The following is a 25,975-nucleotide window of genomic DNA, read 5'->3' as shown; positions in this document are numbered from 1 at the left end:
AGGACATGGGTTGGCGACCCCAGCACACCGGACCCGCCCGCCACGCACCAGGCAGGACAGGCGGCAGAAACGTCGTTCCGTGAAGGCCTCCTTGAGGGACTCTGGGTCCCTCAAGGAGGCCTTCACGGAACGACGATCGACGGCACCAGGATCTCGAAGATGCCGGCCTGCACGTCCGGGTCGACCGGTACGTCGGCGGGCGCCTGATCGAACACCTCGACCAGGGCCTGGTACTTCTCTTCGTACGTCGGCTTCCCGCCGCCACGCTTCTCGGTGGAATAGAGGAACCGGTGCTCATTGCCCACCAGCAGATGCTCGCCTTTCACCACGGCCACCCCGGTCAGCTTGTCGTAGCCTTCCTGCACCTCCTTGGTGGTGTCGTTGACGAACTTCGCCTGCGCGCTGTAGGAGGAGAAATCCGCCTGGTAGTACTGGTGGAACTCGCGGAACAGGTTCCGCACGTCGGCGGCGGTCGGTGTCCCGCCGCCCGGCCGTCCCACGCGTACGGCGAGCCCGCGCACGAAGTCGTAAACGCCCTGCGCGGTCATCCCGCCCATGTCGCGGAAGTAGTAGCCGAACGGATCGGAGTCGACGAAGGCACGCACCAGCTCGAAGTCGCGCCTGCAGGCCCACAGTCCCTCATGGCGGTTCATGTACTGGATCGCGCCGCGGTGCTCGGGCTCCCGATCGTGACTGACCTGCGCGTCGCCGTACTGGTTCTTGGAATTCACCTTGTCCATGTCGTGGAACAGGATCGCCTTGACGACCGCCTCCCTGGTGACGAACCGGTCGGCGTCCTCCTGGCCGGAAGTGAGCGTCAGGTACCGGTTGAGCACCATCTGGGCGTGCTCGCCGAAGGTGTTCGGTTTCGTCTGCCCTTCGGCCCGATCAGGCCTCCCCGGCTGGGGTTTGACCGTCTCGGCGAATTTGCGTCCCAGCTTGGCGTGCTCGTCGGTAACGCCCTTGTCCAGCTTCGAAAGCAGCTCGTCGAGAATCACCTTGCCGGACAACGGGCCCGGGTTGTCGAGCTGCTCCGTGATCGTCTTCGCCAGTTCGCCGCCGATGCGCCGGTGCTCGTCGAACACGGACGGATCGTGCTTCTGTGTGTAGCCGAGGATGTGTTCGTCGCGCCAGCTGGCGTATTCGTTCTCGTAGGGCGTGCCCTCGATCGCCCCGTCGGCGAGTTCGCTCTGCCGGGTGTCGAAGTCGAGCTTGATCCTTCGCTCGTCGGTGGCGATGGCGGACCCGATCTCCGCCTGCGTGGCGTAGTCCGGCAACTGCCTCATGAACTTGTCGGCGTCGTCACGGCTGACCGCGGTGAACTGCACCTTGTCCAGGAGCTTCGGCGTCTGGAGCAGGCTCTTGGCCTTCTCCGCCAGCGTCCGGCGGAACTCCGGGCTCCCGAACCTGGCCGAGTTCTTGTGATTCAGCTCCTTGGCCAGCGCGTCGGCCACGGCCGCCAGCTTGGTGTCGAAATGGGCGCCGAGTTGCTCTTTCCCGATGCCGTAGAGCTCACTCTTGAGGACAGGCTCGGTGGCCTTGGCCAGGATCCGTGCCTTGAACTGCGCGGCGAAGGCATCCGGCCCGATCATCACGGTCGTTTTGCGCAACAGCTCCTTGAACACCGGGTCCTTGACCAGGTCCTCGGCGATGACCTGAGTGAACTCCTCGGCCCGGAATCCGGTGAGGAAAGCCTTCGGGCGCTTCTCTCTGCCCTCTTCCTTCTGAACCTTCCTCGGCCCGTTCTTCTCTTCGTCTTTCTTTCTCCTCGCCTCTTCCTTCGCTTGTGCCTTCTGCTCGATCTCGGCGGCCCACGGGCCCGCGAGTTCCTGGAACCGGCGCTGGACGACGCGGAATACGACGCCCCCGACTCCTCGTCCGAACTCGCCGTGCCGGGCATCCTGCCCGTATCCCGCGGCCAGTGCCGCCAGTACGGCGTCGGCGACGGCGTCCGCCGCCCTCGCCGGGATCTCCGGATCGGCCTTGATGGCCGCCTTGATCTGCTCAGGGGTATCGGTGCGGGGTACGGCTTCCTGCCCCTCCGCTTCTTGCCCCTCCGTTACCTGCGCGGCCGGCTTCTTCAACGCCTCGGCGAGAACCGGCTGCGGGATGTTCAAAGACCTGTTGAGCTGGCTCGTCACAGTGGACCGGAGATCCTCCGCAGTGATCGGGACCCCGTCGCCGACCTCCTCGCGGATGACCGGGTCGAGCTTCGCCCACAGTCTCTCCCTGAACTGATCGACGAGGTCCTTACCCGGACCATGCGTGTTGAGGAAGGCGTTCATCTCGGCGGTCCGGCTCTCCAAGGTGTTCGGTTTCGCGCCCTTGGCGGCTTCCTTGCCGGAATCGGGAATGACGTCGGCGGGCGGGCTGAAGAAGGCTTCGGGGGATTTGTTCCAGGTGTGGTAATGGTTGCTCAGCGTCCTCGCCATGCCTCGCAAGACCTTCGCGTCATTGCGGAAGGACTTCTGCCCCTCGGCGTCCCAGGTGAACCACGGATCGTTCTCCCGGCCGAGCGCGGCGGAATCGAAGTCCGGGCGGAGACCCAGCCGGACGTAGAGGTCGGCGATATCCTCCTGACGGCCCGCGACTTCCGGCATGACGGTCACCTTCCCGCCGACGGTGTAGGTGACGAGTGAACCGTCGAGCACCTTCTGCTGCAGCTTTTCGAACTGCGTGCCCCGCAGGCCGAACTGATTCGTGTCGCCGTTCTGGTCGACGTTCATCGACAGTTCGTTGTCCTTTGACGACGCCTCGACCACGGCCTGCTTCGTGACTTTCGAGAACTCGTCGAGCGGCACGAGGAACGTCCTCAGCATCGGCTGCATATGGTCTTTGCGGTTGCTGTCGGTCTCGTACTTCGAAGTCCATTGCACGGCCCGCAGCGGCCGTCCGCCGCCGACCCAGAACACCTTCGGCCCGGTTTCCCCCTTGCGCCTGCCACTGAACGGCGTGACCACACCATTCTCGTCCTGGTGGACGTCCTTGTTCTCCGAGTCACGGCCCGCCGGAGTGAGAATCGCGGTGTAGAGACGGACGTAGTGTTGTCCCTTGATCGTCTCGATCTCGAACTCACCGCGGTGCAGCACCTTGCGTTCCTGCTTCCCGATCACGAGCACCGTCGAGCCGGGATAGCCCACCTTCGGCCGTCCGATGTGGACATTTTCCCTGGTCCCCAGGTAGGTGTCGGCGCCGTCGGCGTCCGCCCGCAGGAGATGCACCGGCTTGCCCGTCTTGTCGCCGTGGCTGGTCCAGGTGCCGTCCTGGTTGATCACATGGACCAGTACGCCGGCGAATCTCGCGATCGCGCCGAGGTCGGTGCTGTCCGGGTGCAGCCTGGCGAAGTCGCCGAGGAGGCCGATGATGCGGGTGTGCTCGCGCAGTGGCTGGTCCGACAGGCTGGCCACCAGGGCCTCGCGGAAGGCATCGTGGGGCGTGTCCCCCTCCACCAGTACCGGTTCCAGGCCGTGCACGCGCAGCACGTCGCGCTGGGCGGAGTACACGGCACCCCGGTTCAGCACCTTGCCGGGATACGGATAGCTGACCACGACGGAGTTGATGCTGATCGACGATTTCGACGACAACTGGGACGAGTTCCGGTTGACCAGGGGTGGCCTCAACAGCGTAGTGGCCACTGGGCCACCGGAAGTGTCCGAAGTGGACTTCGGCGCCGCTTCCGGCTCTTCGTCCATAGAGGACACGTCGAACGTGATGACGGCTCGGCGGCGAGCTGTTTCCAGGGTCTGTCCGGCGGAGAGGGGGCCGACGTCACTCCCGCCCGACCGGCTCGTGATGGCGATGCCGTCCTCTTCGAGCGGCGGATCGTCACCGCGCAGCCTGTCCAGCTGCCCGTCGATGGCCCCGCGCAACGCCACTTCGGTGGCGTCGGCCCGCGCCTGACCGGTTCTGACCGCCTGCTTGATGCCGAACGGTGAACCGTTGCCATAGCCGGTGACGGTGACGGCGACGAGTGGCATCGGCAGATCCCGCCCGGACCGCCGGATCGCGGTCTCGGCGATCCGGGTGGCGACCGAGTCGAGTTTGGGCAACTCGCTTGCCGGAACCACCTTGGACCCGGCGGGGAAGGCGACTTCCGCGGTCCCCCGCTCGACACCGGCGGGCGGGTCGTCCGCCGCGAGCCGGACCGCTCCGTCCAGATCGGACACTGGTTCCCCGGCGGCGTAGCCGGGAGGAAGTTCTTCCGTAGTCCGGTTTTCGCTGTCTTCCGGCCCGATATGCGCGCCGATCCGGTGCGCGTCGGGCGGGGAACCGGTGAGCTGGACCCAGTTCCCGTCCGGCGCCACGACCGGGCGTCCCGCCGCGTCGACCCCGGCCCGCCCGGTCACCACGAGATGTCCCGGACCGGCCGCACCGGGCACGAAGTACACCGGACCGTCCGGGGCGACGGCGTCCACGTCGACCCCGTGTGCCCGGAGCTCGTCCAGCACCCGGGCGGCGAACGACCGGCCGCCACCGGTTCCGGCACCACAGGACGCGAACATCAGCGGCTTCACGCCGTCCCAGTGCCCTTCGTCCTTGGCACGCACCAACATCGTGGCCACCTCGGACGGGCTCAGCGGCAGGCTGCCCGCCCCGGAGGCCCGCACCGGGGCGCCGTTCGCGTCGCCATGCGCGAGGAAGGTGAAGAACCTGTCGTCCGCCGGATAACCACCGGCGACTCCGGCCAGCCGCGGATCGTCCAGCCTGATCCCCCGGTTCCCGTCGAGCGGGACGGTGGCGACGTCGGCCGGGTCCGTCACCGGCACCAGCGCGTCGAAAACGGAGTCCGTGACCGTCGCTTTCACTGTGGCTTCCACCGCGGGCTCGACCGGTTCTCCGGCCGGGTCCGGGATGACCGTGGACACGAGGACGTCGGACTCCGCGCCGGTGGCGATCACCCGCAGCCGGACGTCGTCGCTCACGCCGTGGCGGGAGAAGGACGACCGCAGCTCCGCCGCGATCGCGGCCAGGCGTGCGTCACCCCGGGCGCCGCGGACTTCGACCGGCGGCGGTGTCGGTTGCGCGGCGACCAGCCCGGCGAATTCGTCGAGATTCGCCTGGACGGTTTCCGGCAGTCCGATGCCGTTGTCCTGCTTGGTGCCGAACGGCATCGAGCCGGGGATGGACCGTTCGACCAGCTGTCCCTCCGCCGTCGGCACGACGTCGAAACCGCCGGGTGCCTGCCGGAAGAGCGGTGGGTCGTCGTCGCCGGGCACGAGGTAGGAGCCGTGCTCGGTCACCTCGATCTCGGTGCGCCCACCCGCGGCGAACCGGAAGCTCAGCCATCGGCCATCGTCGGTGACGGCGGGCCTGCCGTCCTCCTGGAAACCGATCCGGCCGGCGACGACCAGCTCGTTCCGCCCGGGCTCGTCTTCCCCGCCGGGAGTGGACCAGACCGCCGTGTCCCCGGCGTACGCGCTCGCGACGATGTCCTGGTCCGCGAGGCTGTGCAGCACCGTGGACACATAGCCCTCGACGTCCGGCGAGCCCAGTCCGCAGGCGACGAACCGCAACGGCTTGCCGTCCGGCCAGGCACCCTCGCGGGAGAGGCGGGCCAGCAGCTCGACCATCACCTCCGGCGTGATCGGCCGTCCCTGGAATTCCGGCATCCCACTGGGACCGGTGTGGGCGACCACGGTGTAGAACCGCCGATCCTCGCGGAGGCCTTCGACGGCACGCCGCTGCCGTTCCCGCGCGTCCGGATCGTTCGCCGGGTCGTCGAGCCAGATCCCGGCGTCGTCCCCGAACCGCGTCGCGCCGTCCAGGACGGCGTCGGCCTGCGCGGCGACCGGCTCGGCGACGATCTCGTCCGGTCCGGGCTCGGTTTCGACGACCTCGTGCGCGGGAGCGCGAGCCGACGGCACCACGACGGCACGGTCCTCCAGCACGTGCTTCCCGGCCATGATGCCGTCGCGCTCCACGAACCGCACGAACTGCTCGATCGTCAGGTAATCGAACTGGGCCTTCTTCGGATCGCTGACCACGAACATCCGCTCGCCGCCGTGTTCGGCCGCTTTGAGGACCATTTCGTGACCGGTCGTGAAGATCCGGATGCCGGTGCCCGACCGGACCCGGTCCCAGAATTCCCCGGCGGACGTGGCGAGGTAAGGCGACAGCGGCCTGTCGGGCTCCGACCAGTGCTGGCCGCGATAGGACTCTCGTGGCGTGGGCCCGACGGGCTGGTACGCGGCGTCGCGGAACCGGACGTCGTCCGTCCCTGTGGTACGCCTGCCCGGCCGGTCCAGGGCGACCGGCAGCAGCAGGGGAACGCTCAGTTCCCAGGCGCCGGAGACCACCTTCCTGGTCAGGACCGGTACGGCCGAGCCGTCGCCCCGGTTCAGCCAGATCACCGCGGCGAGCTTCTGCATGGTGCGGCTCCACCGGGTGGTGAGGTCCGCCCAGTCCGCGCGGTGACCGGGGCCGGTGCTCCCCGCCGCGGCGAGCCGGGTCGCGCGCTTCTCGATCTTCGCGAACCGTTCGCGGGCCTCGGCGACGCGTTTGGCCGCCAGGTCGCCGATCGACCTGCCCAGCGGGCGATCGCGGCGGTCCAGCCGGGCCCGCGGCGTCTTGGCCAGCTGGTCCTCCACCCGCGCGACCACGCCGCGCCCGGCGAGGAGCAGCCCCGCGATGGTCGGGACCACAGCACGCAGGTCGGTGTTCGTGGCCGCGGCACCGCAGGTGTTCATGAAGTGCTGTTCGTCGTGTCCGGTGGCCGCGAACAGGCTTTCCGTCAGCGCGGCGGGATTTCCGAGCAGGGCCTGGAACAACGGATCCTCTCGGAGGGTGGCGCGTCCCGCGTGGCTGAGGTTCGTCAGCCCCAGCCGCGCCAGGCGCGTCGGCAGCTCCTCCTCGGGCCGGTAGCCGATCCCCCGCACGGTCGAGTGTTCGGCGGTGAACGGGTCGCGGCCCGCCTCGACGTTCACCGCGAGATCGCCGAGCACCTGCTGGAGCCGATCGATCGACAGCGGCTGCAGGACACGACGGTCGCGCACGGTCTTCAGGCGGAACCGGGAATTGTCCGGCACGTCCCGCTCCCGCGTCGGCACCAGCGACGTCACCAGTACGGCGTCGTTGACCAGCGACCGCACGCTCGCCCGGACATCCGGGTCCGCGAGCTCGCCCAGGTTCCGGTCGATCCGGCTCAACGCGGCCGAGATCGCGGGCGAACCGAACACGGTGCCGGTGTGGTTCTCCAGACGGCCGCCCTCGGCCAGCCGCGACAGCTGATCCAGCCGCGCACCGAGATCCTCGGTCGCCAGATTCGGCAACCCGTCGAAGGCGACGTCGTACCGGTCCGCGAAGTCGTTCGCCTCCGGCGGCCGGACGTCTTCCTCGTCGAGTTCGATCGTCCCCGCCTGGCCACCGCCGTCGGTGTCGCCGAGCCCGTGGTTCTCGGGCCCGGAGAGCGGGAACCCGGCGCCGCCGGGCAGCCGGGGCCGCTCCTTCGCCGAAGTTTCGCGCCACTTCTCGAAGAGCGGGTCCAGCTCGACCGGATCGTTGCCCCAGGCGAGGACGTCGGCCGTCGCCCTGGCGACCCGGTCCCGCGCCGCCTCGAGCGCGGTTTCGGAGTCCGCATGTCGCTCCGCGTCCCGGGAACTTCCGGCGCCGCCCGGCGCGAGCCGGGCGGTCAGCTCCGCGTGCGCCGCTTCGGCCCGGCTCAGGTGTCGGCGCGCGCCGAGGAGGTCCGCCCAGGCGTCGCTCCTCGTCGCCGGGAATCCTTCCGTGTTCAGCAGTTCCGGTGCGGGGCCCGCCGTTCCGGCCGCGTTCTGGTCGAGGAGTCCGGCCCAGCTCGTGGCGTCCCGCCGCCAGGCCTCGGCGAGCACCGAACCCGGCGACGGGGGCGGCGCGATCTCGACCGGTTCGGTGATCTCGCCCGCCGACTGCTCCAGCGAACCCCCTGGCACGGTCAGCAGTTTCCAGACCGAATCCGGCAGGGTGACCGATCGGACGTCGCCGCCTTCCCGGCGCTGGTAGGTGATCGTCCGTACCTTCGACGCGAGAACCGGATCGTCGACGACGGCCTTCACCGCCGCGTGCCAGACGAGGGGGGCGTCGGGATGCCGGTCGACGAGGGCCTCGACGGCGGTCAGATGCAGGTCACCGTCCCGTTCCCGCAGCCCGCGGGCGAGGACGTCGACGACCTTTTCGGCCTGCTCGGCCACGGTCCTGACCCTCAGACCCGGTCCTGGCCGGTCGGCGGCCTCAGGCGGATCCGCCTGTCGCAGGTGGATCACCGTCGGCTCATGCCATTGGGCGGCCCTGGCGACCTCGACGACTTCGAACGTCGACCCCGGCGGCAGGATCCGAAGGTCCCCTTCCGTCACGGCGAGGGCGTCGTCGATGACGAACGCGACGTTGCCCTTCCCGCCTCCGGCGACCAGCACGGCCGGTTCCGTGACGAACCCGCCCTTCCGGAACTCGTCCAGTTCGGCGGCCGAACGCCAGGTGTTCACCGTGATCCGGCTCCGCGTCGTGGCCTCCCGTAAGGCTCGCCTCCGGGCACGCACGACCAGCTCGTGGTGTGCGCGTGTATCGCGGCTCGCCAGATCCGGTGCCAGTTCCGCCGCCTCCCGGATCACCTTGCTCAAGGTGACCTTGTCTTCAAGGAAACTCGGGGGCGGCCCGTCTCCCGGCGAACCGGTGAACGGCGTGCCGATCCGGGTGGGCGTGGCACCGATCTGCCGCAGGCTCACGCGCAACGCGTCGCCCGCCTCTTCGACCGAGAGCACCTCGAACTCGGTCCCCGGCGGAAGCAGTACCTCGCGTTCGCTGGGGCGATTGGACGCCGAGGCGATGAAGGCGCCGTCATGGACTTCGGCGCTGACGATCACCTTCTTGCCTTTGTACAGCTGGTCGCCGCCCTGCATGCCGCGGAAGAAACCGCTGTCGGTGTACCGCTCCCCCTTCACGAACAGTTCCTTGGCGGCGGGCACCGGCAACCCCATGACCCGGGTCACCGGCCCGGAATGGCGGGCGGGGAACCGGGTGACGGCCGAAGCCAGCAGCCGGGTCAGCGGCGCCGCGTAAGCAGGGCTTTCCTTGCCCGCCAGGTAATTGTCGATGGCCGTGGACCGCGTATGCGAGTAGGCGCGGAGGGCGGCCAGCTCGGCCTTGCCCGTCGACGCCAGATGCGGGTGGTCCTGGAGGACCCGCGCGACCTGCTCCAGATAGCCGGTCATCTCCTGCTGGGCAAGGAATTCCCGCACGTCCGCTTCGGTGGCGACGTAGCCCGGCTCCCGTTCGGTGCCGCGAGGAGGCTGCCGCACGGGCTGGGGATCGTCTCCGGCGAGCGCGTGCGCGCGGTCCGAGAGCAGCAGGAGATTACGTGGTTCGAGGACGACGTCGCCGGTGATCGCGGCCGCGGTCATCAGCCCCGGCCCGGTCGCGACCCGGCCGGCGCCGTCGGCGTGCTGGAAGACGGGTGCGCCCTCCGCGTCGACGAAGTATTCGTCGTACAGGCCCAGGAAATGACCGAGTTCGTGGGCGAACTGGACACCGGTCCCGTCCGAAGGCCAGTGCCGCTGGTCGGCCGGGGTGCCGGGGCCGGTCACGAAGACCGTGCCGTGCGCGTCTTCGCGGTCGGTGAACTCGACCTCGACCAGCAGCTGCTCACCACCGGGCAGCCGGTAACCCTGGTTGTAGTGGTCGTTCACCGCGGCTTCGACGCGGCTCCGGAATTCCGATGAGTCCACTGTGTCCACTATGTCCACTTCGGACCGACCGGGATCGTCCAGCCGCAGCCGGACGGTGTGCAGGCGCACCCGCACGGGGTCGTGGCCGTCGCGGTCGACCGTGAACCGGCGCAGGTCGTACCCGATCGTCGCCTGCCACGGCCGTCCCGAGCGGGTCAGCCCGCCGTCCTCGGAACGGACGGTCACCGCGGGGGTATCGCGGTGCGCGGCCCCGAGGTCCTGCCGGGTCACCGGATTCGCGACGCGGTGATCGACGGCCACCGCCGGATCGGCGGCCCGCCACCACTCCCGCGTCGCGTCGTCCCGGGTCCACGGCCTGCCCGCCGGACGGGTCACCGAAAGCGGCGTCCCGCCGACGGCGAGGCGTACCTCCGGATCGGCGGGTACCGGCGCGGCCAGCAGCAGCGCCACGGCCGGACCGGCGAGCGCGGGCGGCTCCTCGGCCGGGGCGAGCCGCCGGGCGATCTCATCGCGCACCCTGGCCAAGGTGGCCGCGGGCGGAATCCCGGCCTCGTCCGCCGCGGCCGCGGCGAAGGCCCGTTCGAACCCGCCGGAGGCGGTGAACAGCGCGTCGCCCAACGCCTCCGGGTGACGCGTCAGCTCCCGGAACAGCGGATCTTCACGCACGGTTCCGGCCACGACCGGCGGCGTGTCCATCAGCGTGAGTTCGACCAGCCTGCGTGGCAGCGGGGCGTTCCGGTCGTAGTCGAGTCCGCGCCACGGCGAACCTTCGGCGGCGAACGGATCTTGTCCACTGTGGAGGATCGTCGCGACTTCGGACAGCATGCTCCGCAGCCGTTGCGGTGTAAGGGGTGCCAAGACCGTGTCGCGCGCCGGGGCCAGGGCGGACACCAGCAGGGCGTCGTTGGCCAGTGCCCGCACCTGCCGCGAAAGCAGCCGGAGCCGTGACCGCTCTTCGGCGGTCTCCGTGGCCTCTGCCCGCTCTTCCAGCTCGCCGAGCGCGGTGTCCAGCTGCTCGACGGGCAGCGTGAGATCCGGTTCCCGCCGGAGTTCGCCGGTACCCGCGAGCCGGGAGAACTCGGCGAGAGCGATGTCGAAGTCGTTGTCGGACAGGCGGAAATGCGGGAGGTCCGCGGTGGCCTCGCGATAGCGCGCCACGAGGTCCGCGGCCGGGACCGGGTCTTCGCGCCGCGGCGGAGCGTCCGGGACCAGGCCCGTCGGGAAGGCCGGATCGACCGGCCGGACCGTGATGTGCGAAGCCCCGGTGCGGAGCGTGCGTTCGAGGTCGGTGGGGCCCTGGACCCAGCGGCCAGCCTGGGGCGCGGGCGCCCCGAAGACCGCCGAATACACGTCCTGCACGAAAGTCGTGCAGTTGTGGCTCGTCAACCGGTACTGCCGCCCGGAAAGCGCCAGCACCCGGTCCAGCCCCCGGATGACGTCGTTCGCGCTCGCCAGGTATTCCGCGCTGTAGGTCGTGGGCTTGTCCCGCGCCGGTGCCACGGTGACCGTTCCCGGCACCGTCGCCCACGGCGGCGACGGAGGATCTTGCGGCGCGAAGTCGATGAGGGTTTCCCCGCCGAAGGGATCGTGGATCTCGATCCAGGCGTGGCCGGTGTACTGCGCGGCGACATCCCGGTGCCTGGTCTTCACCTGGAACCGGAACACCGGGCGGTCCGCGTTCAGCAGCCGCGTCCGGTCGAGCGCGTCCGGGAGACCGGACCGCAGGAGATACTGGGCGACGGTACGCTGCCGGACCTGTGTTTCCGGGTCCTGCGTCAGTGAAACCCTTTCGTTCAGCCAGTTCTGCACCGACTGTCCGATCGGGACACCGGCGTCCGCCGGTTCCGTCCGCACGTACCCGATCGTCGCCGACTCCGCCTTCAGATCGTCCTGCTGATAGGTGAGCCGGATCGGCAGGGGCTCGAGAACGAGGCCGTGGGAGCCGGTCGCGGTCGCCAGGGCGGTGCGCAGCCCGGCCTCCAGGTTCGCCCCTCGCCGGTCCGCGAGGGCGGCGTCCTGCCCGCGTTTGACGACGATCTCGATCCGCCGCCGGGCGGGCGGCCGGGTCAGCAGTTCCTCGGCCAGTGACCGGACGAACCCCTGGAGGGAGCCGGGATCCACGGTGTCCGAGTCACCGCGGAACCTGACTTCCGCCGACGGGTCCAGCGGGGCGATGTCGCCCGCTTCCTCGCTGCCGCCGATCGCCTCGCGCAGCCGTTTGCCGAGGTCGCCGGGACCGGTCGCCAGCCAGCCCGCCGACGGGGCAGGCGTACCGGTGGCGCGTTCGAACAACCCGGCGGCGAAGTGCAGGGAGTTGAACGACAGGGTCTGGTACGGGGTGCGCAGATGCCGCAGCGCGTGATCCAGGGCCCGCACCGCGTCCTCCGGGGAGATCCACACCTCGTAGCTCGCGGTCGGGGTGTGCCCGGTGTCGCCGAGCCGCACCGCCGGGCTGCCGTCGGTGGACGGGCGGAATTCGATCGACTCCTTGGCGCCGCTCGGCAGGACGAACTCGGCCCAGGTGTGACCACGGGTGCCGACCAGCGGAGCGAGCCGGGGCGCGGGAGAACCGGGATCGACCGACAGCCGCAGCACGATCGTCTTGACGTCCGAGGTGCCCGGCGACAGATGCCGGTCGAGATACGCGACCAGCGGTGACGACGCCCAGAGTCCCGGGTCCTCGCCGAGCCGTGACGCCGTCCGGGACAACCACGACGTCACCGTCTCCTCGGGCAGGAGACCGAGTTCCGCGCGGCTGTCGCCGTCGGCGCGGACGAGCGCCAGCGTCACCGAACGCCGCCGCTGGGCGGGATCGGCCGAGACCAGCGGCGGGAAACCGTCCCGCGGTGCGGCCACCGGCTTGACCACCAGGGGCGCCTGGCCCTCCGACGGCGGGGGCAGCAGCGGGCGCAGTGCGGCGGCCACCGCGTTCGCCCTGGCCAATGCGGTGTCCGGACGGCCCGAAACCGCGTTGCCGTACCCGGTGACCTGGATCCAAGGTGACGGCAGCGAAGGGTCGCGTGCCGTCATCGCGTCGGCCGCCGCCGGTGCCCAGGCGGCGAACCGCACGACCGACGCGCGGGCGTCGTCGTCCAGGACGCGTGACCGCTTGGCGAAGGTGACGACGGTGTCGGCCTGCTCCGTGACCGGTTCGCCTTCCTCACCGGGATGTCCGGCGATCTCGACGAACTCGCCTTCCTTGTCCACGTTGACGGCGGCGAGCAGCTGGACGAGGTTGATCGTCTCGGTCGGGGCGTAGACCGTGCGGTCGTGGCCCCGGTTCTTCAGTTCCCGGCGGAAGTCGTAACCGCCGCCGCCCGGCCGGTTGAGCTTGCCGGATTCGCAGGCCAGCAACACGATCGGCGCTTCCGGCCGGGTTTCGAGCGCCTGCCGGAACCCCTCGTCGCCGAGGGCCAGCGCGGCGAATTCGGTGCCGGTGACCCGCTTCGGCATGAAACGCCCGGCCACCTTGATCCGGAACATCTCGGGACCGGAATGGAGGAAGAGGAAGATCGGCTGTTTCGCGGCGACCGGGGAGGCCCAGGGCGCGGGACGGCTCACCGACCCGGCCGCCGTCGGCTGGGTCGAAGCCGCCTCGTCCGCCTTTTTCGGGAGCAGGACGTGGTATTCGACGACCGGCCGCGTGGCGGTGGTCCTCGCCCATCCGGTGGCGGTCCTGGCGTCACCGGGTTTGCTCGGGAACGCGGTTCCGACGATCCGGTCTTCGGCACCGAGCATCGCCGACGTGACGGGCGCGCCCGTCTCCGGTGCCCCGGCGACGGTGGTCTCGGCCGCCGGACGGTTCGGGGTGGGCCTCGACGCCGTCCTCGGGTCGAGGTCGCGGGTCGCCAGGTAGCCGCCGTCCCGCGTCCGGACGATCCGGACCGGCCGCCGTCCGGCAGGGCCGTGGGCGACGTCCTCCCCGTTCTCGGTCACGACGTGCAGCCGGACCCCGAAGGCTTCGGCGATCTTCGCCGCGGTCGCGGTCCGCAGTGTCGCGCCCAGCTCCCGCAGTCGCGCCTGCCGGGACGGCGAATCCGGCTCGACGGCGGCGGCGATCGCGGCGATCAGGTTCCCGGTCACCGGCTCCCCGCCGACCGCCACCTCGGCCTTGCCCAGCCGCGTCAGGGTGTCCTGCTGGGCCGCCGTGAGCCCCGGGCGTACCGGAACGGGCGCCGTGGCAAGGAAATCCGCCGACGGCGACAGGACGACCAGCACCGTTTCGCCGTGCTCGGGGCCGAGGGTGACGGTCGTCCCGTCTTCGGTCAGCAGCCGCACCCGGACGCCGAGCGCGACCGCGACCTCCTCCGGCGTGGCGTGCCGCAGGGCCGCGGCCCGTTCCCGCAGTTCCCCTTGGCGTGCCTGGGAATCGAGGGCCAGCGTCCGGGTGATCGCCTCGACCAGGTTCGCTCCGACGGTGTCGCCGCCGACCTGGACGACCTCGCTGCGCTCCCGGCTCAACGCGGTCCACTGCGCGTCCGTCAGCCCGGCGCTCGCGGCGGGATTCACCGATGGCGTCCCCGGCAACGGGTCCTGGCCGGGGTCGGTGAGGCGGTAGCCAGGGCCGAGCTGGCTCTCCAGGACGTGCTGGATCATCCAGGCGTGGCGCGGCAGCAGTTTCGGCGTCACCCCGGGCTCGGCGACACCCTTGCCCATGATGCTGCCGTCCCCGGTGACGACACCGGTCGTGCCGTCGTCCTCCCGGCTGAGGAGCACCCGGTCCTCGTCGTGCTCCTCGTCGCCCGCGCCGAGGTAGTGCAGCACCTCGTGGGCCAGTTCCTCCGGGGTGGCCTCCGAACGCCAGTTCGTCTGGGTGGTGCGTTCGTCGTCCCCGGCGACGACGTCGTACGCGCGGTAGCGGGGGTTGCCCGCGGCGTCGGTCAGCCGGTCGCCGGTGAACTCGATCCGGACGTGCAGCTGGTCGCCGTTCGGCAGGCCGTGGCGCCGGTTGAGCAGCTTTTCGACCCCGGCCGCGGCGCGGTCCCGCAGCCGCGCGACCTGTTCGTCGGAGACACCGCGGCCGGGGACGAGGTTGATCGGCACGGTGAACTCGGTGACGCCGCGCCCGTCGACCTCGAACCGGCTGACGCCGTACCGGATCACGCCGTCGTAGCGTTTGTCCTTTCCGGACAGCAGCGTGGTCAGCACGTCGGCGGTCTCGGTGGCCACCGCCCGTCTCGGCGTGGTCGCCCGCAGCGGCTCCCACCGCGCCGGGTCGAGCGGATCCGCCACCGAGAACCACCGCGCGTCGGTGGCCCGGCTGTGCCGCCACTTCTCGTCGCCGGGAGAACCCGGCGGCGCGGTGAGCCTGGCGAATTCGGCGTCCAGCGCGCCTTTCGCCAGCCACCAGGCGTCTTGTTTGCCGTCCACGAAATCCAGCCACGCGGCCTGGAGCGCGGCTTGGGTGCGGATCAGCTGGTCGGTCGCGGCGACCCGCTGCTCCCGCGTCTCGGCCGCCTCGGCGCGGGCGTCGGTCAGCGCGTCCCGCCGCTCTCGCAGGACCTCACGGAACAGGTCGCGGCGGAGCTTCGCGTCGGCCCGTTCCCCGGTCAGTCTGCTGACGTCGTCCAGCGCGGCCGCGAGGTCCTGGTTCGCTTCGGCGAGTTCCACCCGCCGATGGGCCGCCGCCAGCGCGGAGGAAACCTCCTGGAAGGTCCTGGCCGCGCCATCGGCGCCCTGGGCGAGATCGTCGAGGTCGCTCTCCGCGGCCTCCAGCAAGGCCAACCGCGTCTCGGCGGCATCGGCGTGCGCGGTGACCCGGTCGAACCGGAGCTGGGCGGCGTCGGCGACGGTTTCGGCGTCCCGCAAGGCTTTCTCGGTCTCGCGGGCGTACTTGTGGTGCCGCTGCGCCAGCGGTTCGGGATGCCACACCCGGGCCGCGTCGACCGTGGCACGCCAGTCGACGCCGACCCCGAGCCGCTCCACCAGCTGCTCGGCCCGCCTGCGCTGGCCCAGCGCCCCGGTTTCGGCGTCGCGCCACGCCTTCGCGGTGCGGGCGACCCGGCTCTGGCGTGCCTTCAGCACCCGCGGCACCTTCTGGCCGGTGATGTCGGCCAGCTTGCCGATCGGCATCCGGACGTCCGCCGAAGCGGGCAGCGGAACGTCGACGACCCGGGTGCGGCCGTCGACCTTGACCACCACGCGGTAGTCCACGTCGAACCGCACCAGCGCGGTCCGCCCGACCGGTTTGAGGTTCGCGACGGCCGACACCGTCGTGCCGTCGACCGTGGCGTCGGCGGGCTCGCTGGTCCAGCGCGCGTCGGCGCCGGTGACCAGGCCGCCGATGTTGCCCGGTTCGTCGACCGGCGTGACCGTCGGTCCGGTGACGCCCATTTCGCCGACCTCGACGACCTTCCGCTCCGCCGACCGGGCCGCCGTCACGTTCGTCGGGTTCTCCAGGTTGACACCGTCGCTCAGCGCGACCAGCTTCGGACGGCCGAGCCGGGCGTGCACCTCGACGTCCGCCCGCTTGCCGCGCAGGACGGCCGCCTCCCGCAGCGCGGGCACGGGCAGGCTTCCCCTCGTCATGGCGGGCAGGAAAGCTTGCAGCAGCTGAGGACTCAGGCTCGACCAGAGGGCGTTGACGGTGCTCGTGCCGTAGCCGGTGATCCCGCTGTCCGCGCCGGCCTCGGTGAGTGTGGACCGCACGACCGTCCGCAGCCGCTCGGCGGCGCGCACGGCTTCGACCGACGCCATTTCCGGCAGCTCGGTGACGGTGCCCTGCCGCCACCGCGTCAACGCGGCCGGAGTGGCGTCCTCGGGCGACAGCGGGAGCGGTCCGGCTTCTTCGGCGGGGCCTGATTCCTTGCCGGTGCCCGCTTCCGGGGTCAGGTTGTCGGCCAGCAGCCGGATACCGAGAGTGCGCTCGCCGGTGGTGGCGGACACGACGGGCCTGCCCTCACGGTGTACTTCGAGGGTGAACTCGACCGGGACGTCGAAGAGCGCGGCCGGTCCGGTCCCGGTCCGCAGCTGCGTGATCTGCTCGGTGAGGACCTCGGTGGTGCCGGTGGTCTTGATCGCGCCGATCCCCTTGGTGACCGCGCCACCGACCGACGTCGTCGTCTCGCCGCCCTGGTATTTCTCCTGTCCGCCCGCACGCAACGCGGCCGACCACGACGTCGCCGTGCCCTCGGCGCGGATCTTCCGGACCGCGCGGACGGTGCTGTGCTCGACGGTCCGGCCGTCGTTGACGACCTCGCGGAAGGCCGGTTCGCGAAGGGTCTTCGCGGTCAGCAGGATCTGATAACCGCTGTCGGTGAACAGTTTCGGCAGATGCGTGTGCAGCGGGATACCGCCGTCCAGCGCGCTGTCCAGCAGCCCTCGCACGCCGTCCGGCGAGACGAGGTCGGTCAGCCGCGCCCAGTTGTTCATCGCGTCGTTCAAGGACACGCCCGGCAGCAGCGGCACCTTGGCCTTGACCAGCTCCGCGGTCAGTTTCGGCACGAGATCGGACAGGTCGGGAAGCCGCTCGACGGCGCCCAGCCCCAGCGAGCCCGACTTCCCGCGTGGGAGGGTCACGGGGGCGGCGAGCTTTTCGTCCCGTTCCCGGTGGCCCGCGGGGCCGGCGGGCAGGAGCCCGTATCCGCGAGCCTGGTCCTCGGTGAGCCACACCAGTGCCGCGCCGGGAAGGTCGACGAAGCGGGCGGCGCCCCGCGCGTCCGGGCGCAGCAGGGCGGTCTGCTGCCGCGCCTCGGCGAGCACGGTGAACGCGATGTCGAACCGGGCCAGCACCCTCGGCGTACCGGCCGCCGTGGTGACGTTGCGGTCGACGGTCGCGGAGATGTCGAGGCCGTCCGCCTCGGTGGTCGTCTTCGCCCAGGGCTTGACGGCCAGGCCGCCGGTGGCGGAACCGGTGGGATCCCCGTTGACCGAGCCGCTCCCCGCCACGCCCACGGTGACCGTGGGCCCCTTGCTCTTGTTCTCGCCCCCGTCGAACCGGAAGCCGCCCGACGCGGACCGTTCCGCGCCCGCGTCGTCGGCCGCGCGGACGAAGGTGGGGTTGGACAACCGGGCGACGACGCCGATCCTGCCCACCCGGTCGGCGAGACGGCGGCTGTGGACGAGGTCGGCGCTGACCACACCGTGCGTGAACGACCGCAGCGCCGCCTTGATGGCGTCGGTGCTCAGCATCGCCTGGACGCTGGTCCACGCGTCACCACCGGGCAGGGCGAGCGCGCGGTCGCCGTCGGAGGCCTCCACCAGCGCGTCCAACGCCGCCGAGCCGACGTGCCCGGTGTGGGCGATGCTCTCGACACCGAGCCAGTCGCCGACGGCGGGCGGCGCGAGGGCCTCGATATGGCCGGTGATCGACCGCGGCGGGTCGAGGTGGCGCACCCGCGGGGCGCCCGGCGCGAACTTCCCCGGATCGGCGGGCAGGGTCAGGCTGTCCGACATCCACACCGTGAAGTTCGCCGGGAGGCTGAACGGACCCTCGTCCTGTTCCTCGGGGGTCGACCAGATCCGCGACACCGTCGGCACCTGCGTCCCCGGCAGGCCGGGCAGCGTCTGCCGGACCATCGCGTGCGCACGGGAGAAACCGGTGATGGAGACGACGAACCGGCCCTGGTGCGCGAACCCCTCCGAGTCGGCGCTGCCGATGGTGAGATCGGTCGAGTCGACGACCGGACCCGCGCCGGTCCGGGTGCCGCGGCCGCGGCCGTACTTCGCCGAGGCCGTCACCGTGGCCCCGAACGTCACCTTGCCCTCGGGCCCGGCCGTCCAGCCCTTGGTCGTCGCGGAGGACGCGCCCAGCGCCGGACCGGTCGCGGTGGCGTTGCGGACCACCCGGCCCGCCGCCCGCCCGAGATGCTCGACGCGCTTCGACTCCAGCCGCACCGTGACGGTGACGTGGTCCTGCTGGAAAGTGCCCTGGCGTTTGAGCGTGACCGAGACTCCGGTGGCCAGCAACGCGTCCAGGCGGTTGCGCAGGGCCGCCGGTGAAAGCGCCGCCTGGAGCCGGTGTTCGTTGGCCAGCATCTCCAGCGTCCGCGCCGCGCCCGCCCGTTTCCCCGCGCCGCCGTCGGCTTTCCCGCCCCAGCCGGGCAGCAGACCCGCGTACCGGCCGATCGCCTGGAGTCTCCCCCGGATCTCGGTCAGCACGGCTTCGGCGCCGTCGAACTCCCCGACCCGCACGTTGCCCGCCGCGAGTCCCGCGGCCAGATGCGCGGGCGGGAACTTCTTCTCCACCGGCGGCGTGATCCCGTCGCCGGTGCCGTCCGGGACCGGCAATCCCTGTGCGGAGGCTTCGGCCATCCCCACGCGGGCGTACACGGTCGCCGTGGTGAAGGTGCTCCCGCCGTCGAGTGCCTGTACCTGGATCGTGGTCTCGAACCGGTAGAGGCCGATGTCGCCCTTGAGCTGAACACCCGACTTCGCGGTCGAGGTCCGGCCGGACACGGCGGTGTCCACCGTCCGAGCGGAGTAGGCGACGCCCATCCCGGCGGCGACGCGGGCTCCCTTGACCCCGCCTCCACCGCCGAGGGCGAGGGAGGCGTCGAAGCCGCGTTTGGTGAAGGCCGAAACGGTGGAGCTGGTGGTCGCGGACTCGTGCAACCGCAACTGCGTCTCGGTCGTGGGGCCGACGAGTTCGGCCTTGGTCAGCACCGCCTTCATCCGCACCGCGGCCACCTCGCCGCCGTCCGCGCTGAGCAGGGCGGTCGAGCTGACCCAGCCCTCCAGCATCGCGCCGAAGTTCTCCCGGATCCCGGCGTTCCCGAGGAACGCGCGCAACGCGTCGCGGCCGGGTGCGCCGAACGCGGTGACCGACCGGGGCAGCAGCGCGGCGGTGCCGGTGAACACCTCGCCGAGGTCGGTCACCGCCTCGGGGACCGGATTCTGCAGTCCGCGCCCGACGTCGGCGGCCAGGTCCTTCGCGACCAGCCCTTCAGGCGGGGTGAGGCCGACGAGGTCGTCCGGAAGGCGCACGGTGACCTTGCCGGGAACCGGCCTCGGCACTTCCTCGCCGGTTTCGGCGCCGTTCTCGTCATGGACGCTGACGGTGAACTCGACACTCAGGCCCACCCGCCGGGATCCCTCACCGGAGCGAATCGCCCGCTGGTCCGAAGTGGACACCGCGACGGTCTGTGACGAGCCGGGCGCCGCCAGCGCGGCCTTGCCGCCGACGGTGAGGTACGGACCGGCACCGGTCGTCTGCACGGTGACGGCCGTCCCGAGGTCACCGGCTTCGAGGACGGCGAGGTTCTCCGAGTTCGCGGTACCGCCCTGGACCGTGAGATCCGCCTTGGTCTTCTCTCGCGGTTCACTGACCACCTCACCACCGAGGGTGGCGCGGATCCGGACCTCCCGCCTGCCGTTCGCGGTGCGGACGGGGAAATGCAGACCGCTCAGCGCCGATTCGAAATCGGCGTGGACGGCGTCGCCGATCGCGTCGACCTGATCCCGCCCGGTGCCGGGCAGCAGCCGGGTCAGCTCGGCGCGGAGGTCGTCGATCCCGTCGACCGCGAGCACCGGCGCCGAGCCGAGGGCCTGCCCGGCGGCCAGGAACGGCGGCAGGTCCGCGAGGGTCAGGTCCCGCTCGGCCTTGCCCGCGGTTTCGGTCGTGGTGGTCTCAGTGCTTTCGGTGGTTTCGGCGGTTTCGTTGTTCTCGGTCTCGACGGGTTCGGTGGTGGCGGGCCCGTCCAGCTCCAGTTCGCTGAAGAGGTCTTCCACGAAGGGCTCGCCGAGATCCAGGTCGACGGCGGGTGCGGATTCGGTGGCGACGGTCGCGTTCGCGGCGGTCTCGGTCTGGACCGAGCTGGTCGTCTCCGGCACGGTCACGACATCTTCCGACGTGGTGCGCAGCGGCGCGGGACGAGTACGGGGCCGCTCTTCGTCTTCCTGTTCCCCGGCCGTCCCCGCTTCGGACGACGTCCGGACGGCGGTGGGCGCGGAGTCCTTCGCCACCTTGGTGTCCGAAGTGGACTTGGGTGCGGGCTTCCCGTCGGTGGCGGTCTTGGTGTCCGATGTGGACTTCGTGGCGGGCGGGGTCTTGGCATCCGACGGTTGTTTGACGTCGGTGGCCGCCTTGGTCTCCGTGGTCGTCTTGGCGTCGGACGGGGAGGCCGTTGTGGTCGCGGAAGTCGTGGTCGGCGCGACGGAACCGGTGCCCGTGGTGGTCGCAGATTCCGTCCCGCTCTTGACGCCTCCGGCCGGATCCGACGTGACCCCGCCGAAGCTCTCCTTGACCGAGGTGACCGCCGAGTCGAGGGCCCGCTCCCCGATCCCTTCGAGTTTGTGGCTGACGGCGCCGCCGACCACGCCGCCGACGAACCCCATCCCGTACTCCATCGCGGACACCGATTCGCCGTTGATGGCGGCCATCGCGGCCTGGCCCATCACGCCCGAAACGCCCTCGAAGAGGAAGGTGGTGCTGAATTCGAGCGCCCTGGCGGCGAAGTTGCCGCCGAGCCGGTCGCCCACGTTCCGGGTCAGCACGTCCGGCACCTGGTCGGTGAGCAGGCCGACGGCGTCCTTGCCCAGTTTGTCGCTGTGCGGCGCGAGTACGTCGCGCAGGCTGTCGTTGAACGCCCCACTGCCGTCGAGACCGTGCTTGCCCCAATTGTCCACAAAGGTGCGCGCGTAGTCCCGGCCGAGTTTCCGCGCCGCGTCGTCGCCGAGGGTCTTGCCGAAAGCGGCGGCGAACCGGTCGGCCACCTCGTCGCTGAAGCCCTCGACCGCCCGTTTGGTGAACGCCGTCGCCGGGTCGGAGAGCTGCCTGCCCGCCCTGTCGGTCAGCGTCCGGCCCATGTCGCGTACCCAGTCTTCGGCGAGTTCGTCGCCGCCCGGCAGCTTGAGATCCTTGACCAGCTTGAGCAGATCGTCGGTGGCGATCTTGCCGAAGTCCTTGCCCAGCAGGCCACCGATCTTGCGGCCCAGCTTCTCCCCCAGTTCGCCGACGACGCCGCCGAGCAGCCCTCCGACCGCGCCCGAGATCGCCGTCTGCGAGGTGGCGTCGCTGTCCCACTCGTTCCGCTCGTGCTGCAGCCGTTGTACGGCGACGTCGATCAGCAGCCCGCCGGTGACACCGATGAACACCTCGAACACGATCGCGCGGACGAGCATCTTGAACAGGGTGAGCAGGTAGCCGCGGGTGAGGGCGTAATGCCAGGTGATGTTCGCGACCGACGCGCCGGCGGTCACCGCGGAGAGGGCGTACTCCATCGCGATCTCGTAGGCCAGCAGGAAAAGCTGGCCGATCGCGGAGAACTTCGTGTACTCGACGTCCAAGGCGATCTTGCGGCAGCCGTCGGCGATCCCCTTCGTGCCGTCGGCCAGTTCTTCGAGGACGTTCGGCGTGCCGTGGGTGAGCGGCGCCATGCTCTTGTCGAAGGCCTCGCCCGCCTCGGGCATCGACAGCTTCTCGTCGATCGCCCGCTTGACCCTGGCGATGTCGTCCGGAAGCTCTTTCAGCAGATCCGTGACGGTGTCGTACTCCTGCGCCGCCCGCCGGAACTTGTGCTGATTCGCGGCGGGCCAGGAGACCCCGAGGATTTCGAGAAGCGTTCGCGCCCACTCCGGCACGTCGCCGAAGTCACTGCGATCGACCCTGATGGGCACGAACACCTCCTGACCGGTTCACCTCCGACAACGCGCCACACCCCCCGAACGGTTCACCCCCCTTCCCCCTCCCGCGTTTAGCCGACTAAACGCGCGGAAGGGAGACGTGCGGTAGGTGGCCGGTACAGGGGGTCGTGAGTGGTAAGTGTCGTTAGAACGGCACTTACCACTCACGACCACCCCAGCCCACCGCCCATCTCGCGTTTAGTCGGCTAAAGGCGGGCGCCTCGGTGCGACTGGGCGCGGTTAGTCGGCTGAACGCGGGGCGTGCGAGGGCGGGGTCAGGCTTGGCATTTGGCCTTGACCATCGCGGCGGCGTGGTGCGCGTAGGTCTTGGTCGAACCCGACCAGTCACGGCCCCGCGTCAGCAGCTGGACGGCCAGTTTCGCGCCGTTGATGCGGAAAGTGCCGACGTTGACCCATCGGCCGCGGTTCCCGACCTGGTCGATCTGGAACGACCCGACCGGCGTGCCCTTGTCGACCGCGAACCGGTCGAACACGCGGTACACCGACGGGCTGCCACCCACCGCGGTCAGATCACCGGTCGGGACGAACACCGAGACGGCGCACGAACCGGTGGTCACCGGACCGGTGTTGAAAGTCCACAGCCCGTACGCGCTGGAGTCGTCCTTGTTCGCGTCGCCGGACATCGGGATCGAGACGAACGACGTGCCGCACCCGCCGTTCCCGTGATTCACCCAGCCCGCCTTGCCGTCGCTGTAGGCGCCGACGCCGGTGAATCCGGTGCCGCCACCGCAGCCCCGTCCCGCCATGCCGTCGTAGGTGACCGCCTTGGCCGCCGGTACGGCCGGCCCCTGCGGCTGCGCCGGGGGCGGCGGGGCCTGGTGCTGCTGCGGTCCCGGCGCCGGGCCACCGCCCGCGGCGGGCGGCGGTCCGCCGGGCAGGCCGGCGGTTCCGGGGTCCGCGGCCGCCTGGCCCACCGGAACCCCCTCGGCCGCCTGGGCGGGCAACTGGGCGCCGGGCGGGCCGGCGGGCATGCCGCCGAGATCGGTCGGCGGAGCGGCCAGCCCCGGCACGAAACCGCCGTCCTGCGGAAGGTCTTTCGCGTAGCCCGCCGCGTTGGGCCCTTCACCGGGCTGGTCGCCGCCGAGCAGGCCGGTCAGCGCCATCGGGAGGGCGACCAGGGCCACCCCGGCGACCGCCGCCGCCACGATCACCGGTTTGGACATCCGGCCCGGCGGCGGCGACGCGGTGCCGGTGTCCGCGTCCACGACCGGCGGCACGGTGCCGGCCGCGACCGTCGTGCTTTCCGAAGTCGACGTGCTGGTTTCGTTGTCCGCCTTCGGTTCCGTGGCGGCGGGCGCCGCCGTTTCCGCCGTGGCGACCGCGACGCCGGTGGACTGCTCTGCGTCCGAGGGCATGGTGCTCCCGCTTCCTTTGCTGGCTCAGGTTGGCCGGCGGCACGCACGGGACCGCCGGGAGATCACTAGCGTTTGAGTCCTTTGTGGATATTCGCGATGTTGTCGTTCTCCGTGATGGCGAGTTTCGCCGCCATCCCCTTGGTGACGATGGTCTGGTTCTCGACGACATCGCCGATCGCGACGAAGGCGCCCTCGATCTTCGTCACCGGGTCGCCGAGATTGGACTTGATCTCCTTGCCCATCTCGTCGTCGCCGCTCGCTTCGAAGATCAGGTCCCTGCGGTCGACGCCGAGTTCGCTGATCTTGCGCATCTTGGCCGCGATGCCTTGATATGCCTCGGAAAGTGTCTTCATGGCCTTGGGGTCCGCCCGGAAATCGTTCATCGTCGGTTCCTCATCCCGTCCCGCTGCCGGTGCCCTGCCCGGCGGCGGAACCGCCGTCGCCGAGCCCGAAGGTGTAGTCGCGCTGGGTGTTCACGCTCAGTTCGGTGCTGCCGGGGCCACGCGCCCGGCGCTTACGCCTGCCGAGTACGGCGGGCGCGACCGTCGGGTCGGTGCCCCAGGTTTCCTCGTCTTCGGCGATCCAGGTCGTCCGGTCGCGTTCGCCCTTACCCTGTCCGGCCCCGGCGCCGGCGCCACCGGCCGAGGGCGGATAGAACGGCACCCCGCTCCCGGTTCCGGTTCCCGCGGTCGTCTTGGGTCCGCCGAGCGACGGCCCCGTGGGGGCGGTGGCACCCACCGTCTTCCCGCCCGGTGCCGGGGAGAGCGACGACGACAGCTCCGACGACACCCCGATCCGGCCGCCGCCGAGTGAACCCGGTCCACTGTGGAAGTTCGCCCGCGGATCGAATTTCGACATGGTCATGGGCATCGTGTCGGGGGCACGCAGCGGCGGCGACGGCGGCGGGGTCCGCCGCAACGACTTGAGATACCGCTCCATGGCCGACTCGCCCGCGTTGCCGGACGTGCTGGTACCCGGTGGCGGATAAGCCTTGCGCAGCCTGTCCTTCTGCTCCAGGTTGCCGGTGTTCCTCGGCCCGATGATCTCCCCGTTCCCGTTCACCCGTGACCCCGGCGGCACGATGATCGGCCTGCCGTCGGCGCCCAGCACGGGTTTGCCGTCGGGGCCGATCACGGTGCCGTCCGGGCTGACGTGGGAACCGGTGGGCACCTTCAGGAAGTTGTTCGGACCGCCGACCCGCGTGATCGGCGGGGGAAACGCCCCGCCGTGCGCTCCGTCGCCGCCGATGTTCGTGACCGGCGGCGGGGGTGGTGGCGGCGGCGAATTCGTGGTCGTGGTGCTCGGTCCGTTGTCCCCGGTCGATCCGTCGCCCCCGCCGTCGCCTCCGGGACCGGCCCCGCCGTCCTCGGGGGCGTTCGAGCCACCGGAAAGGCCGAGATGAACCGGAGTCCGGATCGTCGGCAGATACGGGAGGGTCTGCCGGTAGGTCAGATCGAGCAACCAGGCCACACTGGCCCCGTGGGTGTCCACGACCCCCAGGTGATCCGTCCAGACCTTCTGCGCGGCGGATTCCAGTTTCTGGCGCGGGGCACCGTTGATCTGGTCCAGTACCCCGCCGAGGTAGGTGCTCTTCGGCCAGCCGTCCTCCTCCCTGGTGTACTTGGGCGGGAAGTGACTCGCGAAATCCGCGACCAGTTCCGGTGCCTGCCAGATCGCGCGCACCACGCCGCCCGGGCTGGCCAGCTCCGATCCCGGCGCGGTGACCGAGAACCCGAGTCCGGTGTCGTAGGTGAAGCTTTCGCCGCCCCGCCACCGCGCGCGTCCCTCGTCGAGGACTTCACCCGCGCGCTTCAGCAGACCGCCCGCCAGGTGGAGCGTCTCCCAGGTCGTGCGGTCCTTGGTCAGCTGGGCGACGAGGTCCTGGCATTTGTGGGCGAGTTCGTCCAGCACGTTCCAGAACGCCCCCGCGCCGGTGCCCTGGAAGGCGTCGCCGCGGTGGCCGGTCTTGTTCCGCCAGGTCTCCAGCGGGGCGACCTGCGCGGTCAGCCAGTTCGCCACCCCGCCCAAGGTGGTCGACGCCAGCTCGAAGGTGGACTGCTTGGCGACGTCGTTCGTGTCCTCCCGCAGGGAGTCGACGACCTTGTCGCCATTGGTGAAGAAGGTCGCCGAAGCGCCCTCCAACTCCTTGCTCACGTCGGCGACGGCGTACCAGGACGTGAAGAACGTCATGCCTTCCGCGTGGATCATGTTCGTCGGAACCTTGTTGCTGGGACCGCGAAGGTGGGTGTAGACGCGCCACGTCAACCAGGGCACGCCGGTGACGGTCGTCCGCGACGGCACCATCGGGAAGCCGGGATCGAGCGTGAAGATGTTCAGAGCCTCTTCCCACACCCAGGTCGTCGGGTCCGGTCCGCCCAGCGCCAC

Annotated in this window: 4 protein-coding genes; all 4 read right to left on the bottom strand. The window is 70.7% G+C overall.

Translation table 11 applies throughout. The annotated features are described in order from the left end of the window. Window positions 1-122: 122 nt before the first annotated feature. Entirely contained in the window at window positions 123-22,208 is a 22,086-nt protein-coding gene (locus tag SD37_RS11210; RefSeq protein WP_236725342.1) for a WXG100-like domain-containing protein, read from the bottom strand. Between the two features lie 281 nt (window positions 22,209-22,489). Further along, on the bottom strand, window positions 22,490-23,590 hold the full coding sequence (locus SD37_RS11205; RefSeq protein WP_052674962.1) for a hypothetical protein: 1,101 nt from the start codon (window positions 23,588-23,590) through the stop codon (window positions 22,490-22,492). A gap of 65 nt (window positions 23,591-23,655) precedes the next feature. Then, window positions 23,656-23,973 carry a hypothetical protein gene (locus SD37_RS11200; protein WP_037310376.1) on the bottom strand — a complete coding sequence of 106 codons (318 nt, stop codon included), beginning with the start codon at window positions 23,971-23,973 and terminating at the stop codon, window positions 23,656-23,658. 10 nt (window positions 23,974-23,983) lie between these two features. Next, complete coding sequence (locus SD37_RS11195; RefSeq protein ID WP_052674963.1) at window positions 23,984-25,975, bottom strand: hypothetical protein; 1,992 nt, start codon at window positions 25,973-25,975, stop codon at window positions 23,984-23,986.

Source organism: Amycolatopsis orientalis, assembly GCF_000943515.2.
In the GTDB taxonomy this organism is placed as follows: domain Bacteria; phylum Actinomycetota; class Actinomycetes; order Mycobacteriales; family Pseudonocardiaceae; genus Amycolatopsis; species Amycolatopsis orientalis.
Note: the sequence above shows the minus strand (reverse complement) of the source record. Positions and strands in the feature narration are given on the sequence as shown.

Bases quoted from the DNA above. Each gene is read 5' to 3' on its own strand.
- SD37_RS11205 (WP_052674962.1), bottom strand. From the start codon at position 23,590: ATGCCCTCGGACGCAGAGCAGTCCACCGGCGTCGCGGTCGCCACGGCG.
- SD37_RS11200 (WP_037310376.1), bottom strand. From the start codon at position 23,973: ATGAACGATTTCCGGGCGGACCCCAAGGCCATGAAGACACTTTCCGAG.